13 protein-coding genes are annotated in these 15,833 nt (G+C 70.3%); 12 read left to right on the forward strand and 1 reads right to left on the reverse strand.

The window, feature by feature from the left end; translation table 11 throughout:
- On the reverse strand, positions 1–484 hold a 484-nt coding region (locus DMB66_RS47310; protein WP_148112836.1), incomplete at its 3' end, for a transposase.
- Between the two features lie 225 nt (positions 485–709).
- On the opposite strand from DMB66_RS47310, the gene DMB66_RS47315 reads away from it, so the two are divergent.
- From DMB66_RS47315 to DMB66_RS47365, 12 genes are all read left to right on the forward strand, one after another.
- Positions 710–2,245, forward strand: a complete 1,536-nt coding sequence (locus tag DMB66_RS47315; RefSeq protein WP_125810665.1) for a YifB family Mg chelatase-like AAA ATPase — start codon at positions 710–712, stop codon at positions 2,243–2,245.
- Positions 2,246–2,517: 272 nt separating this feature from the next.
- Positions 2,518–3,678 carry a DUF932 domain-containing protein gene (locus tag DMB66_RS47320; protein ID WP_125810666.1) on the forward strand — a complete coding sequence of 387 codons (1,161 nt, stop codon included), beginning with the start codon at positions 2,518–2,520 and terminating at the stop codon, positions 3,676–3,678.
- A 636-nt stretch (positions 3,679–4,314) separates the two neighbouring features.
- Positions 4,315–6,393: a hypothetical protein gene (locus DMB66_RS47325; protein WP_125810667.1), complete on the forward strand. Its 2,079-nt coding sequence runs from the start codon at positions 4,315–4,317 to the stop codon at positions 6,391–6,393.
- Complete coding sequence (locus tag DMB66_RS47330) at positions 6,390–6,881, forward strand: hypothetical protein (protein ID WP_125810668.1); 492 nt, start codon at positions 6,390–6,392, stop codon at positions 6,879–6,881. Before DMB66_RS47325 ends, DMB66_RS47330 begins: the two co-directional genes overlap by 4 nt.
- A gap of 212 nt (positions 6,882–7,093) precedes the next feature.
- Positions 7,094–7,417, forward strand: coding sequence for a hypothetical protein (locus DMB66_RS47335; RefSeq protein ID WP_125810669.1), 324 nt, complete (start codon positions 7,094–7,096; stop codon positions 7,415–7,417).
- A gap of 278 nt (positions 7,418–7,695) precedes the next feature.
- A complete protein-coding gene (locus DMB66_RS47340) occupies positions 7,696–8,040 on the forward strand; it encodes a hypothetical protein (RefSeq protein ID WP_125810670.1) in 345 nt (114 codons plus the stop codon).
- 116 nt (positions 8,041–8,156) lie between these two features.
- Entirely contained in the window at positions 8,157–9,230 is a 1,074-nt protein-coding gene (locus DMB66_RS47345) for a DNA-processing protein DprA (RefSeq protein ID WP_125810671.1), read from the forward strand.
- 111 nt (positions 9,231–9,341) lie between these two features.
- On the forward strand, positions 9,342–9,818 hold the full coding sequence (locus tag DMB66_RS47350; RefSeq protein WP_125810672.1) for a hypothetical protein: 477 nt from the start codon (positions 9,342–9,344) through the stop codon (positions 9,816–9,818).
- A gap of 35 nt (positions 9,819–9,853) precedes the next feature.
- Positions 9,854–11,137, forward strand: a complete 1,284-nt coding sequence (locus tag DMB66_RS47355) for a hypothetical protein (protein WP_125810673.1) — start codon at positions 9,854–9,856, stop codon at positions 11,135–11,137.
- A gap of 189 nt (positions 11,138–11,326) precedes the next feature.
- Complete coding sequence (locus tag DMB66_RS61815; protein WP_158647590.1) at positions 11,327–11,872, forward strand: hypothetical protein; 546 nt, start codon at positions 11,327–11,329, stop codon at positions 11,870–11,872.
- A gap of 524 nt (positions 11,873–12,396) precedes the next feature.
- The gene (locus DMB66_RS61820) at positions 12,397–13,311 is read left to right on the forward strand and encodes a DUF4192 domain-containing protein (protein WP_158647591.1); all 915 of its coding nucleotides are present in this window, start codon (positions 12,397–12,399) and stop codon (positions 13,309–13,311) included.
- Between the two features lie 659 nt (positions 13,312–13,970).
- Positions 13,971–15,797 (forward strand): ParB N-terminal domain-containing protein, encoded by a 1,827-nt coding sequence (locus tag DMB66_RS47365; RefSeq protein WP_125810675.1) that lies wholly within the window; start codon positions 13,971–13,973, stop codon positions 15,795–15,797.
- Positions 15,798–15,833: the final 36 nt, after the last annotated feature.

Consider the following 15,833-nt stretch of genomic DNA (forward strand, 5'->3'; position numbering starts at 1 on the left):
CGGTGACCGACGCCGCGGTCACGACCACCGCGATGATCAGGCCCAGCGCGTCCACCGCCAGGCCGCGTTTACGGCCGGGGACTTTCTTACCAGCGTCTTTGCCGGTCGTCGCCGCAGGCACATGATTCGCGGCGCGGATCGACTGGGTATCCACCGCGACCGCGCTGGGATCCTCGGCCCGGCCGGCTCTCTCCCGCGTCTGACAGCGCAGCAGGTCATGGATCGTCTGGTCGGTGCCGTCGTCACGCCACAAGCCGAAGTAGTAGTACGTCACCGGCTTCTGCGGCAAGTCGTGCGGCAGATACGCCCACTGACACCCGGTCCGGTTCTGATACAAGATCGCGTTCACGATCTCCCGCAGATCCTGCTCGCCCAGCCGACCCGCGACCGAGACACGCCTCGCCCTCCAGGCATCCAGGAACGGCCCGATCAATGCCCACTGGGCGTCGCTCACGTCGCTCGGGTACGGCTTTCGATCATCCATGACCAGCCAACGCCGCAGCTGACGCACTGGTCGCGACCGGCATTCATCTTTCACGCCATCGAGTGATCACTATCTATCGCGAACCCGCAGAACGATCTCCAAACGGACTCAACGCATAGATCAACCCGAAGGATCTCGAACCACCCTCTGAGAAGGGGCCGTGAATCCCGCGCGCCTTCAATTTCAGCCTCAATGTAGGAATGTAGATCTAATTAGGAGGTCTTCATGAGTCACGCCCGCGTCCGGTGCGTCGGCCTGGCCGGGGTTACCGGCCACCTTGTCGAAGTGGAGGCCGACCTGTCCGCAGGCCGGCCCGCCCTGGTGCTGACCGGCCTGCCCGACAGCACTGTGCACGAAACCCGCGACCGGGTTCGAGCCGCTCTGATCAACTCAGACATCGGGTGGCCCAACCGCTGCATCACGGTCAACCTGTTGCCCGCCACGCTGCCGAAACACGGCGCGGTGTTCGACGTGGCGATCGCCGCGGCACTACTGACCGCAGCAGGCGGGTTGCCGACCGCGCCCCTCGACGGGACCGCTGTGCTCGGCGAGCTCGGCCTGGACGGATCGATTCGCCCGGTCCGGGGCATCGTGCCGATGGTGGCCGCAGCGGTGGATGCCGGAGTGAGTACCGTGATCGTGCCGGAGGCGAACGCGCGCGAGGCAGCGCTGGTCCCCGGCGCCACCGTGCGCGCCATCGACTCGCTACGCCGGCTGGCCGACTTCATCCGAGGCAGCGGCTCGCTTCTCGTCCCACCGCCAGCCGCCGATCCGGCTCACCCACAGCCCCGGCGCGATCTTGCCGAGGTGGCCGATCAGCACTGGGGCCGGTTCGGTCTCGAGGTGGCCGCCGCCGGCGGCCACCATCTCGCCTTGTTCGGCGCACCAGGCACGGGCAGAACGATCCTGGCCGAGCACCTCCCAGAGATCCTGCCCCCGCTGGACGACGACGAGGCGCTTGAGGTCGCGGCCCTGCAGTCGATTGCCGGCGTCCTGCCCCCGGACGGGCAACTGATCCGCCGTCCACCGTGGCAGGCCCCACATCACAGCATCAGCCTGCCCGCCCTGCTCGGCGGGGGCAGCGGCCTGGCCCGCCCCGGGGCGCTGCCGCTGGCCCACCGCGGCGTGCTGTTCCTCGATGAGGCCACCGAGATCGCCAGCACCACCCTGCAGGCACTACGGCAGCCCCTCGAAACCGGGCGGGTCGTGCTCGCCCGCGCCCGCGGCACCACCGAGTTCCCGGCCAGCGCGCAACTCGTGATCGCCGCGAACCCCTGCCCCTGCACCGGCTTCGCCGCAGACCGGCGATGTAGGTGCACCCCGCCGACGCGGCGGCGCTACCTGGCTCGGGTGCCCGGACAACTGCTCGACCGCATCGACATCCGCGTCACCCTCGACCCGCAGCGAGCTGCCGGCCAGATCGCGGACCCGGCGGCCACCGACTGGGTCGACGTCGCCGAACGGGTCGCGCAGGCCCGGCAAGCGGCCGCACGGCGCTGGTCACCCCTCGGCTATCGGCGCAACGTCGAGGTTCCCGGTCCGCACCTGAACCGGCCACCATGGACGTTGCCGCCCGCCGACACCGCCCAGCTTCGCGTAGCGCTCGACCGAGGGCTGCTGTCCGTGCGCGGCTACCACGCCGTGTTGCGGCTTGCCTGGAGCATCGCGGACCTTGCCGGCCTCGACCGACCCGGCCGCGACCAGATCGGCGAAGCGATCCGACTGCGGATCGGGCAAGACCCGGAGTACGCCGGCCAGTGACCCGGCCGACCATCACGCACCGTGGCGGCCGCGGCGGCGGTGCTGGCCGGGCACGCTGGCACGCCCCGGGCCGGGCACAAGGCAGGTTCGAGAAGATCTTGGCCTTCGGCCAGAGATCTTCTCGCCCCCTGGGGCCTTGCTACCCGGCGCACCGGGGCCGTGCCCTGGCGCCCGGCAGGCCAGCACACGCTCACCGGCCATCGGCCGGTCATGAGCGTGTCCGCCCGGCCACCGCCTCAGGCGGTGGCTGTCCTTATGAAGGGCATCAACTCATGGCTCAGCCGACTCTGTCCGTTGCACCCAACCGCCACATCGGGCTGGACAACCTCACCGCGCTCCTGAACGACCAGAAGACCCGCTCGCTGGACGCCATCGTCGGTGCGGGCGCCCTGCACTGCGACAGCGGCAACTTGATCATCCCGCGGACAACGCCTGTGCTCACTGCCAACGGGGTCACCATGACCGACGGCAGCTTCACGCTGGGTGACACGGCGTTGACCGGAGTCAGCGCGAAGCTGAACATCCCGGCGGGCTATCTGCGCAGGATGGCACACGAGAACATGCCCCTGCTGGACACCAACGTCAACAGCTGGCTCTCCCGTGACGACCGCCGGTTCCTAGTGCGCTGCCTGCGCCACCGCGCCGCCGGCGGTAACGGCACCGCCCGGGCGTTCCTGTCCGACCGGTACCTGCGCATCGACAACCTCGATGTGCTGATGGCCGCTTTGGACGGGATCCAGCAGGCCGGCGTCGCCGTCGAGGTCGCCTCCTGTGACCTGACCGAGCGGCGCATGTACGTACGGTTCGTGTCTCCCGAGGTCAAAGTCATCGCCCCGCAACTGCTGAAGAACTATCGTTCGCCGTTCGACGGCCGGCGCGGCAGCGACCTGCCGGTCATCTCCGGCGGGTTCCTGCTCCGCAATTCCGAGACCGGCTACGGCCGCTACACCATCGCCCCGTGGCTGCGCATCGAGGTCTGCAAGAACGGCCAGACCGTGGAGCGCGGCACCCTCGGCCGTACCCACATCGGCGCTCGCATCACCGACGAAGACGGCATCGTCGACCCGTCGCCGGAGACGATGCGCCGGCTGCTGGATCTGATCACCTCACAGACCATCGACGCGGTCCGCGCGTTCCTGGACGTTGGTTTCGTCACCCGGGCCGTGCGTGACCTTGAGCGTGCCGCCGGAGTCGCGCTCGCCAAACCGGACACCACGATCAAGATCGTGGCGCAGCGGCTGCGCTACACCCAAGACCAGCAGGAAGCGATCCTGGCCCACTTCATCGCCGGTGCCGACCTCAGCGCGGGCGGCATCATGCAGGCCGTGACCTCCGTGGCCCGCAGCATCGACGACGCGGACCAGGCCTACCGGATGGAGTCCACCGCGACGCTGGCCCTGCGGCTGGCCGCGGCAGCCGCCGACCGGCGCTGACGCATACCGCAACCCCTCGTCAGCCGTCAGGGCGCCCGCCACCTGGTGGGCGCCCTGCTTTCGGTCTCGGAGCGTCCGTACCTGCGTCCCTGTGTCCCCCGGGCGCCGTCACCCGGATACCGCCCGCCCGACGGCGTTCGCCGGCCAGCACCGCCTGGTCGGGGCGCTGCCACGGGCAGCGCGGCGCAGCCGGCCAGGCTCCGCAGGCGCCCGTCGACGGGACGTAGCCGGCCTCTGAGCGCGGACGACCCACGTCGGCAGCTCAGCGCAACAGCAGTACCGGGCGGGCCGGCGTGGCGCCGCGCCACCTACACGCGGCGAACCGAGTCGACGGTCGCGATCCGACTACCACCTCGCGCTGCGCCACGCCTCTGCGACTAGGCGACCAGCCGCGCATTTGGCCGTCGGAGGGGTTGTCCGTGCCCGGCGCAGCCAGTTGCCCGCCGGATCCCGCCGGCCAACCGGGACCGCCGGGTGGCTCGTGGCTGCCATAGCCGTGGCCAGCCGCCTTGCCCCGCCTGTTTCACCCGACCTCGCCGGCGTTGCCCGCCGACGGCCCCCCGCGGTCGGGCTTTCGGCATGCCCGCGCCATCGCCAGCGCGCCCCGAAACTCTGACCCCAAGCCAAGGAGCCACAGTGGACACCAGTCACAGTGCTGCCCCACAGACCCCACTTCACCCCGCCGGCGCGAACACCACCGGCACGGCACCGGAAGTGACCCTTCCGTACCCCATTTCACCCGACTACGTGAAGTCGTGGACCCCCGTTCGTGGGCTGTGCGAGCTGATCGCGAACGCTCTCGACGAGGATCCGGCCGCGCGAGTCACCTGGGCCGACGGTGTCCTGAGCATCACCGACGACGGTCCCGGCATTCCCCAGGAGGGCCTCGTCCTCGGCTACTCCACCAAGACCGCACAGCAGATCGGCCAGTTCGGCGAGGGCAAGAAGCTCGCCACGCTGGTCTTGGCCCGTAGCCCCGAGATCGGTGCGGTGCGCTGCGAGACCGTCGGCTATGCGTTCACCCCGAGCGTCGAACGGCACCAGCTGCTCGACGGTCTCATCCCGTCGCGGTCCGGGCAGGGTGCCGAACTCCTCGTCTACCACCTGCACCGCACCGACCGGACTCGCGGCACGGTCTTCACCATCGAGTGCCCGCAGGCCCTCGCCGTCGAGGCGATCGGCCGGTTCCGGGCCTTGGCCGAGCCCGGCTACGTCGCGCCGTCGGTCCCCGGAACGTGTGTGCTGGACGGGGAGCCCGGACGGGTCTGGATCGGTGGGGTCCTCGTCAGCACCCAGAAGGGCTGCCTGGCCTCCTACGACCTGCCACTGGCTGACAAGGCCCTGCAGAACCGGGACAGGACGGTCGTCGAGGCCACCGCGCTGAGCGACGCGGTCCACGCCATCCTCGCCGCCAGCGAAGACCATCGGGTCATCGACCGGTTCGCCACGCACGTGCTGGGCGGCGGCAAGCTCAAGGAGCCCGAGCAGTTCTTCACCCATGTCAGGCTGCCCCGCGCCCGGGCCGCGTGGCGCACCTGGGGACGCACCCACCTGCCAGCCCAGACCTACTACACCACCTCCGGCAACGAACAAGCCGCCCTCGGCCTGATCGACCGGGGATACACCGAGGTAACCGCGCAGGGCCTGACCGACTATCAGCGGCGCGCCGTCATGGACCTGCTCGGCGTCGATGTCGCCAAGACGAAACTGACCCGCCACTACGAACGGACCCGCGGAAAGACCACGTGGGTGCCCGACAAATCCCTGACCGCGGCGGAGCGGACCGTCTTGACCGACGGGTGCGGCCTTGTGCGCCGCGCGATCGGTCCGTTCGCACTCGATCGGGTCCGCGTGTACAGCGAGAGCGAGGAGGCGCCGTGCTTTGACGGCTTTTACCAGTCTGGCACTGGTGACGTGGCCATTCACCGCGACGTTCTCGCTGACCGGCACCGGACGCTGATCGTGCTCATACACGAGGCGGCGCACCGGGTCGGGCACCGCGGCGGTGGCCGCTGGGCCCCGATCCCGGACTACCACGACCGCAGTCGCGGCTTCGAAGGGGTGCTCAGTGACTTCCTTGCGGTGCTGCTCGGCTGCCTAACCGACGGCGCCGCCCTGCCCGAGGTGGCCGACTTGCCCGACTCGGTCAACATCGCGCGACGGCGCTTGTCCGCGGCGGACGACCCTGCCGTCCCGGCCGTCCGCCGCGAACTGGCGCACCTGCTCACCGACCAGCTGCCGCACGCGCTGACCACCGGCGGGTTCGCCCGCGCGACGGACCTGGTGGCCTCCACCGCGGTCAACCCCGCCTACTGGCGCACGCTGACCCACCCGAAAACCGCCGGCTACCGCAAGACCCAAGGCGGTGGGCCCTGGGACTACGACAAAGTCGCCCTGCTCGCCGAAGCGGCCGGCGTTTACCCGCCGGTCGTGTGGCTGGGCTACCACCTGTGCGAGGGCGCCATGCACGGCCGCCCCCGGCAGAACTGGGGTAAGCCCGGTCTGTGGGCGAAGAAGATGCGCGACGCGGTAGCGCGCGCGTGCACCGAGCTGGAGGCGCTCGGCGGCGCCTACGCCGAGCAGATCCCCGCGCTTCGCGCCCTGGCCTCCGGCATGACGCCCGCCCCGACCGGTGACGACAGCTGGCAGGCGCCCGCGCGGGCACTGATCGCGCTGGAACGCCAGCGGCTCGGCCTCGACCGCGCACCGGCATGACCGACGTCAACGCCTTCCCCGACCACATCTTGGCCGAGATCGACGGCGACATCGCCGCCGGTCAGATACCCAGCCGGGTACTGACCTTCGGAGATCTGCACTCACGCTCTTCCAACGACTACCTCATCGAGACCCACGTCCCGAACGACGGCACCCGCGCCACCACCGAGGCCATAGCCGCCGTCGAGGACGAGGTGACCCGCCGGCTGAGCGCACCCAGCCGGCCGTCCGTGACGTCACCGTGCTCATCGGCGCGCAGACCGGCACCGGCCCACAGTCCTCAACCCCTTCCCCCGGATGGAGCTGTGGTGCGCCGCGCATGGCTTCACCTTCGGCGTGGTCACCGTGATCGAGCACGACCCCCCGTCGCTGACCAAGCCGATCAGAACGGCACCACCAGCCAGGTCGTGCTGCGAACGCCCGGCCAGTCGCCCATGTTCATCGCCGGTATCCGGGCCGCCGTCAACGCCCCACCCGTGAACGGCTGAGCCCGCCTTTCGCCGAAAGGCCTCGCTGCCCATCGCGGCGAGGACTCACTCCCCCCGTCGGACCCGGTCGCGCGCTAGGTAGTCCCCCTGCCGTGCGATCCCGGGCCGGCCACCGGCCCTCTCCCGAAAGGAACTTCAGGTGATCACCGAAGTCGCTCCGCACATCGCCGGCCGGCGATGTGCGCAGGCGCATCGTGCAGGAGGAGCGTGTCGTGGGCGCCACACCGTTTGAGCAGTACGCCGACGTCCCCGACCCGGACGCCGCTTTCGCCGCCGCCAGGCAGTCCGCCCTTCACCAGCACGGGCACGGCGGATACACCGGCAGCCTCGCAGAAAAGGACAGCTACCTCGTCATCACCTCCACGCCCGTAAGTCCCGACCAGGCGAAGGCTCTTGCCGCCGACCTGATCCGCCGCGCAGATCCACGTATTGACGACAAGTGGGGCCCCGCGGGTGCCATCGCGGTGTGTCGCGCCGCTGCAGGCCTAGTCGCCGGGGTGGACGGCTGGCTGTTCTTCGGCTGGGCCAGTTCCTGACGGACACCGGATTCGCGCCCGGAGAACCGGTTCCGTCAGCCGACTTCGCGCTCGCGGCGCGACGGCACCGTGATCGTGGCCAGCCGACTGCCGTGTCGCGGGCCGGAACCGCCTCTGGTTCGGACGGCAACAGTGCTCAGACAGCTCGCCTACCGGGTCGGTCGGTCGCTTGGCTACGGGGTTCGACGCCAAAGCCAGACCTTCCTTGCCGCAATTGTGTCGACGGCAATCTGTTCATGCCGCGGACCGTGCCGACTCCCACTCCGCACGGGGTGAACATGCTCGTCGGTAGCCACGGGTTCAACGACGTTGCCCTGGCCGGGATCGACGCGCAACACGACATCCCGGTCACCTACCTGCGGCGGATGCCGAATAGGGGCGACCGCCGGCACCAACCGCAGCTGCAGCTGCTGGATGAGAACGATGACGCACCGCCCAGTGCCGCTACGCACGTGCAACGGCCAGCCACCGGGTGCCCGCAAGCAACGGCACGGTCGCCTGCGGTGATGAACGCGCCGGAGAAGGCCGTGGCACTGTCCCGCCCGCGCCACGCCGTCGTCCAGCCCCGGGCCGTCACCGAGCTGAACGGATTGACCGGAGTCGGCACGCCGCTGCCGGTCTGAGGCGGCAGGGGCCGGGGCTTGGACACCGGCCGGGCGTCGGGCGGGCGCTGTCGTGCCGTCCTTCCCGGCCGCGGGTCACACCGTGCGCCGGGTTCTGCCTCGCCTCGGAGGTTGTTGTGTACCTCGATCACCAGGCCCGCGATGCGCGGGCCGGCCTATCGCTGTTCGCCGGCCGCAGCTTGCCCAGCCGCCTGTTCGATGTTGCCGGTTCGCTGGGCCTAAGCGTCGGCGGGTGGGCCTACCGGTCAGTCATCGCCGCTCCCGACGAACACGGCGAGTGGAACATCGAACGGCTCTGCCGGCGCGGCCGCACCGTGCAGGAGACCGCGTACGCGTCACGGATCAGCATGCTGGTTCCCGGCGACCCGGGCTGGCCTGCAGGCACGGGCTGCGACGATCTGCCGTGCCTGTGGGTACGTGGCAATGTGGATGTCGCAGGCCTGCTCGGCACCGCCGTGGCCGTGACCGGAACGGATGGCCCGAGCGACGACGGCAGGACCCTGGCCGCTGGCCTCGTGACCGATCTGGCTCATACCGGGTGGACGATCGCCACGAGCACTGACGGCGGGATCGACCAGCACGTCACCGCCACCGTCCTGGACCTGCCGGACGCGGTGCCGCTGCTGGTCACTGGCGGCGGCCTCGACCCAGCGTCCAGTCCCGCGATCGCGGCGATCCTGCCGCCGGTCCTCGCGCGCGGGGCGGTGATCAGCATGGCCCCGCCGGGGGCCCGCCCCTGGCGGGCGCGGGTCCGTGCCCGCAACGAGTTGCTGCACCGGCTGGGGGCGGCGAGTGTGCTGGTCGAGGCTGGCGCGCGCAGCAGACATCTGCGTGCCGCCCGCGGTGCGGCACGTTCGGGCCGCCTGGTCTGTGCAGTGCCCGGCCCGGCCGCCGCGGCCACCTCACAGGGCTGCCGGAAACTCCTGCGCGAAGGTGTCGCCCATCCGGTCACCGACGCCCAGCAGGTCCTCGACGCAATCGGCAGCCGCGGTATCCAGCTGTCCACGCTGCCCCGCATGGCCCACACCGGGCCTGACCGCGATGCCCGGGCGCTCGACGCGTTCCCCGCGGCCGCGACCGAGGCGATCGACGTCGTTCTCGAGCCCCCCGAGCGGCCGACACGGCGCGAACGGAGCGTCTCCGACCCGGCCGGCGGCCGCGACGACATCGCGGACACCCTGGCCGCTTGACCGCCTCGTGGCATCAACGCCAACGGCGCCGTGCGCCGTCTCTCCCGCTCGCCTGTCAAGGGGCGCCCACCGTGAGGTGGGCGCCCCCTTTTCTCGTTCTGGAGCGTTCGCATGTCTCTGGCTTTGTTTCACCGTGCCGCCGCGTGGGTTCTGCCGCCGCGGGCCGTGCGAGGTACCGGCTACGTCTGGATCGACACCGCGCTGCTGGACGCCGCGTACGCGGCCAGCGTCGACAACACCGTGTTGTCGCCGCTCGTCGCCGCGCTGGATCCGTCCAGGTGCGCCTTCGGTGCTGCCGTGGCCGATCTGGTCACCGGCTGCGCCGAGCACGGGGCCCTGGTGTGCGCGGCACCGGTCAGCGCGGTCGCGATCGAACCGACCAGCTGCGACCGGCTGTGCGGTGGGTTCCGGGTGCTGACCAGCCTCGGCGACCGCATCACCGTGGCCTCGGCGCAGCTGTCGCCGCAGCTGTTCCGCGGCGCGGACGACCTCGCCGCCATGGTGCTGGCGGTGATCGTCGAGGCCGCCGACCGCAGCTGCCGTGACCTGCTTCATGATGCCGCCCAGCTGGCGCGGGCCGCGTCATGATCGGCCACGGAGCGGCGTTCTGTGAACCTGCGCCGGTGGCGTGCCGTATCTGCCGCCACGTGCTCGACCGGCACACCGATTTCCCGTCCGGAGCGGTGTCGTTCCGGCATCCGATCTGGCTCGCTGCCGGCCACCGGCCGGATCCGGTCCGGGCCGACACGATCGAGGCCCGCTTCCACTGCGACTTCTGCAACGACGAGAAGATCATGTTCGCCTACGCCACAGCGTCGTCCGTCCGGATGCTCGTGGACACCGGGACCGAGTTCATCGCCCGCGACTACGGCACGCATTGGGCGGCCTGCTTCGAATGCGCCGAGCTGTTCGACGCCCCTGATCTGCAAGGCCTGCTCGACCGGATCCTGTGTGCCGGCCCGTTCGCCGAGCCGCTGGTCGCCGGTCATCTGCGCGACCTGACCGCCAAGGTGATGGCGACCCGGCTGCCGGGTAAGACGCTCAGTACCGGCGGGTGGGCGCCGGTGGCCGTGCCGGCAGCAACGCTGCCGAAGGTCAGGGACCGGCTGACGCATCTGCTCGGTGACGGTCACGAACTTCCGTTCGGTCTCGGCGAGCCGGGCGCCAACGGACCGCTGCTCACCGGTCTGAGCACCGCCCGCATGTACTGGATCGACGACGAGTTCACCGCCCTGACCGAGCAGCTCGCCGCCGATCTGCCGCCCGTGCACGTCACCCCGGACCACCTGCCCGCTCCGCAGGGTTTACTGGCATGGTCGCAGCCGGTCGGCGACCGGATCGTCGCCGTGTCCTGGACCACGCACGGCGACGGCGTGCAGGTCGTCGGCTATCGCAGCGTCGGCGCCGGGCTGCCGCCGTTGGCGTTGCAGCGGCTGCGCGAGCAGGTCGGCTGGCTCGTTCCGGCCTTCGCCGTGATGCTGGCGCCCGGCCAGATCGTGGACGGCGGGCATCCGGTGGCTGCGCTGGTGACGACGTGGCGGCTGATCCGGCAGCGGCTGGCCGAGACCGTGCCGGTCCGCATCGACAGATCGATCCGCAAGGCCTACGAGCGCGCGCAGCGCCCCGAGCCTGAGGTGCGGCTCGTGCGGCTGCGGGGCCGCGCGGGCAAACGGCCGGTGGCCGCCGCCACGTCCGGTCCTGGTAGATCCGCCGATCGAGATTTCCGGTGGTGGGTCGGCGCGTTCTGGCGCTACCAGCCCATCGGTCCCGGCCGGGCCGATTACGACTGGCGCGCGGTCCGCGCGCACGTACGGGGACCCGACGACAGGCCCATCAAAGCGTCGACCACCGTGCGGATCTTGAGCGCTCTGCCGTCACGGCCAACCCGCGAGAAGACGCCGCACTGAGCCTCCGGCCACACCCACCGGTTGCTTCGGCCCTCCGCGCTCAGGCCTACGCGCACCCACCCCCGGCCGTCATCACGTGCACGGCGCCAGCCCGGCCAGCATCGGCCGGCTCTGTCCTGATAGCCCGATCTCTGCCGGCGTCGTGGTCGACCTGCGGCCCGCGCCCTACCCCCGAAGGAGCCCGTTGCCATGGGCGAACGAATCCTCATCGGCGTCGCCGAGCCCGGCGGCGCCTACACCGCCTACTACCGGCAGTGGGGCGATCATCCCGTCCGGTTCGTCCCCGAGCTACGCCGGCAACGCCGGGATGAAAACGCCGGAGACACCCAGGCCATGGCGGCAGCCATCTATCACCTGGCAGACATCTCCGACGAGCCACTCGAACACAGCCATGTCAACGAAGCCGCCCAGTGGGACATGGTGTGGCTGTACCTGATCCACGTCGACGCCGACGCGGTCGAGGCTTACGCCGCGCGGCCGATCGACCGGCAGGGGATGTTCTGCCGGTGGGAGCTCTACAGCCGCCACCGACTGACCGCCGGCGACGACGACCTGTTCGCCCTCGACGGCACGACAGTGCGCTGCACGAACTGCGGCGCCGTCGACGACGTCGACTTCACGACCACCGTATCGGCGACCGCCGCCGGCCAGGACACCACCATCAGCTGCCGCCGCTGCGGAGCCACCGAAACCACCGACCCAGCCTTCACCGTGCACCGGCAGCCCACCACGTGACCTCCGCGGCGCAGACAGCCGGCTGGAACTGGCTGCCTCCGGACGACCCGAGAAGAACCCACTCCTTCATAACCGAATCCCGCACCAACTACACAGAGTGCTGGCCTTCGAGGGCAGACGGCTATCGCATCTCGGCCGCCAACCACACGGTCGACGCCCAACTCCGCAGCGATGACGTCAGCGAAGTGTTCACGCTGCTCGAACCGAGGCCCGGCAGCCTGAGCCTGCACGCCCAACTGACCGCCGGCATCACGGCAGGCCACCCGCGTCGTGATCGATGCGGGTCGCCGTCACCTGGACTTTTACGTCGGCAGGCCACGGGACCGCGCCCAGTCGCGCGGCCCGCTGACCGGCCTGGATGTCTCCCGGACGCGCGGAGGCGGCGGCTTGCCTGGCTGCACGGCCGCCCCGCCGTGCTCCACACAGTCTTGCCTTCCGCGCCGATCCCTGCGCCGAGCCAGTGTTCGCGACCATGCGGAACCACTATTCGCCATACAGACGATTTATCATGGAAGGAACAAATAGTGCCCTATCTCGTTCCGGCGTCGGTCTTCGACAGCCCGCAGGAAACGATCGGCGCGGTTCCGTTTTGGGTGGGCTACCACCCTGATACGGAGCTGGTCGCGATCTATCTCGATGACGAGCTCTTGGTCAAGCACGTGGCTGTGTTGAATCTGCTGGACAGCGCGGCCGCACTGGCCGGGCAGCTCGGCCTTCACCTGCCCACTGACGCCGCCAGCGTCGTCCTGATCGGATACGGGCCGCCCGCGGCGGCCAACACGCTGGTCGACATCGCCCACGTTCTCGAGCTGATGCTGCGCGTCCACGGGCTCATGCTGGTCACCGACGGCCACTGCGTCTGCCTTCAGCCCGACTGCGACTGCCCGGCACGCGGCGCGGGCATCGCCGTCGAAGCGAACAGCACCCAGTCCGCCGCGCACCTGGCCATGGGAGGGCTCGTGGCGCTGCCGTCCAAGGCCGCCCTGCACACGCTGGTCGCGCCGGATCGCGCCGCCCAGATCCGGATCCAGGACGCGGTCACCGCGCTCCCCCCGCATTTCACGCCCGAACAGGGCCACATCGAGTTCTCCCTCGCCCAGGCCAGGAATGGACGCCGGCTGACCGACGAGCAGGCCGCGCAGTTCGCGATGGCCCTGACCGATCACAGCCTGCTGTCCGCGGTATGGGCGATCACCTGCCGGTGCATGTGGCAACGCGATCTGTGGCTCGACCTGACCCGCAGGCTCCCGGACCGTTACGTCGCCGGCCCGGCGAGCCTGGCGGCCTGGTGCGCGTGGCGGCGCGGCGAACACGCTTTGGCCCGCTACGCCCTGGACCGGGCCCAGCGTGGGCCGGGAACCGGGCTCACCCCGCTCATCAAGAACCTGCTCGACGCGCACCTGCCCGCCCACCGCCTGAACTGGCCCATATCGATCTAAGTCCACAACCGGCGGTCCCGGCACACCACGACGCCGCAGCCGGAACCGCCGACGCTACTCAGGCCGCCCTGCCGAGGCGAAGGCCTGTTTCGAGCGCCGTTCGATGGTCACCCTCTTCCGCCGTTTCGAGGCGGAGCCGATCACCGAGCGGCCCCAGTACACGGTCCACGACCCGATCACGGTCGACAAGGGTGGTTCCCCGACCCGCTACAAGCCAGCCAGCCTCGTCTTGCCGGCAATCGCGAACGCCGTCGGCAGAACCGCATCACGCATTGTCCCGCCCCGAGAATGGCCGCTGGACCACCAGGTGGGAGACGGGAAACCACCCTGGAGCAGGAAGCCGCAGTGGCACAAAGCCCTCAAGTATGTAGATACGTTATTACATACTTGGTGTGGGGTAAATCCGGCGCCGGCCAGCAGGTGGATGGCTGCTGGGCCCTGCCCGGTGCTCGCACGGGGTGCTGGCCGCTGATCCTGGCCGCCCGCGGCTGGTTCCGCAAGATCCGCCCGAGACTCCGCTGCCAGGGATGGAAGCCGCTGCTGGGCGGGTCTTGCGGCCCTGCGCCGATCGGCCGGCCCGGGACGGATCGGGCCAGCACCGCTCGGGCGAGCGCCCGGGGCGGTTCCGCAACCACCTTCTCTGCTGGAGGCATTGCATCGTGACTACCGTTGCTACTCACACCAGCACCACCCCGGAGTCCGGGCGGGAGCCGGACTCCGAGGCCGATTCGATGGCGGGATCGGGCACCGATCTGCTGCCGGCACCCCCGGTGGTGATCGGCGAGATCGTCGAGGCCGAGGTCGTCGAGGGCGAAATCGTCGACGGGCCGGTGCTCAACACCGGCGACGAGGCACCGCGGCTGCCGTTCCGCGCCGGGCTGCTCGACGCTCGATACCTGCGGGAGTCCACGCGGTTCAGCCGCGGGGACGTGGGCGATCTGAGCGAACTCGTCGAAGGCATCCGGGAGCGCCGTGGTGTCAAGCTGCCCATGATCGTGCTCTCGGTCCGCGAGTCGGGCTCGGTCCACGAGGACTTCGAGATCGTGGACGGGCTGCGCCGCAAGCGGGCCGCGATCGAGGCCGGCTACTACGCGGTGCCGTGCTGGATCCTCGATGACGAGGCCGACATCGAGCTGATCCTGGACATGCTGGCGGTCAACGAGAACCGCAAGGACTACGACAGCGTCGAGATCGCGCAGGCGTATCAGACCATTCTGGATTTCGGCTGGTCCGAGGAGCAGATCGCCGAGGCCCGCCGTGTCCACGTCAACGAGGTCCGTACGGCGGTGCGGGCCCGGCAGCTCTCGGCGCCCGCACACCGGGCGCTGAACGCCGGAACGCTGACCTTCGAGATGGTGCAGGCGATCGACGAGTTCGCCGACGACCCCGAGGCCCAGCGCAAGCTCTACGACAAGATCGGCGACGAGTGGAACTTCCGCCAGGAACTGGCGCGGCAGCGCAACCGGCTCACCTACCAGCGCGAGCGGGATCTCGCGAAGGCGCGGCTGCTGCTCGCCGGCGTCGACGTCACGCCGCGACCGCGCAGCCTCGGCTACAGCGACGGTCCCATCGAGGTCGACAAGCTCGTCGACGCCGACGGCAAGGACCTCGACATCGACGAGGTCAAGACGCTCAAGGGCTTCCACGGCTTCGTCGAGAAGAACGGCGCCGAGGCCCGCACCGTCGTGTACTGCGACGACCCGGCCGCGCACGGCTACACCCGCCGTACCAGCGTGCCGGCGCAGTACCACGGCATGTCGGAGGAGGACGTCGCCGCCCAGCAGGAGCAGGAGCGGCTCAAGACCGAGCGGATCGAGCGACTGCGCCTGGCCGCCGGGGTGCGCCGTGAGTTCGTGGTGTCGGCCTACGGGAGCGCCAAGGCCGCTCGGACGCTGTTCCTCGACGCGCTGCGCGCGGTGAACCTCGGCAGCGCGCTGACCCGCTCGCCGGACCTGCACGACCTGTTCACTTCCCTCGGTGGCAGCGACCCGGACACGATCGCGACCGCCGGCGAGGACCGGCAGCGGCGAACCCTGGCCGTCAGGTTCGTCTGCCGCCAGGAGGCCAACCTCGACACGCTGGTGGACCGGCTGGCCAACCCGTACACCTACGGGCTGGACGAGAACGCCGCCCTCGCCTGGTACGAGCGGCTCGCCGCGCAGGGCTACCCGCTCACCGAGGATGAGCAGGAGCTCTGCACCGACCTGAGGGCCACGATCGACGCCCGCCTGGCCCAGGCCGAAAGCAACGACGAGGACATCGTCGACGCGGAACTCGTCGAGGACGGCGAGAGCGGTGCGCTGCACGAGTTCCCGCCGGCGACCGGGGCCGGCGAGCCCGAGCCGGTGGATGCCGAACTCGTGGACGGCCCTCTCGCCGAGACCGAGGACACGACGCTCGGGGACGCCGACCTCGTCGAGGTGTCCTTCGGCACGAGTGGTCACGACGACACCGACGACCTGACCGCGTTCGAGGCCGCGGCCTGATCAATCCGCCCCGCAGCGTGTGGCCCTCACCGTCTT

This window comes from Actinoplanes sp. ATCC 53533, from assembly GCF_003947245.1.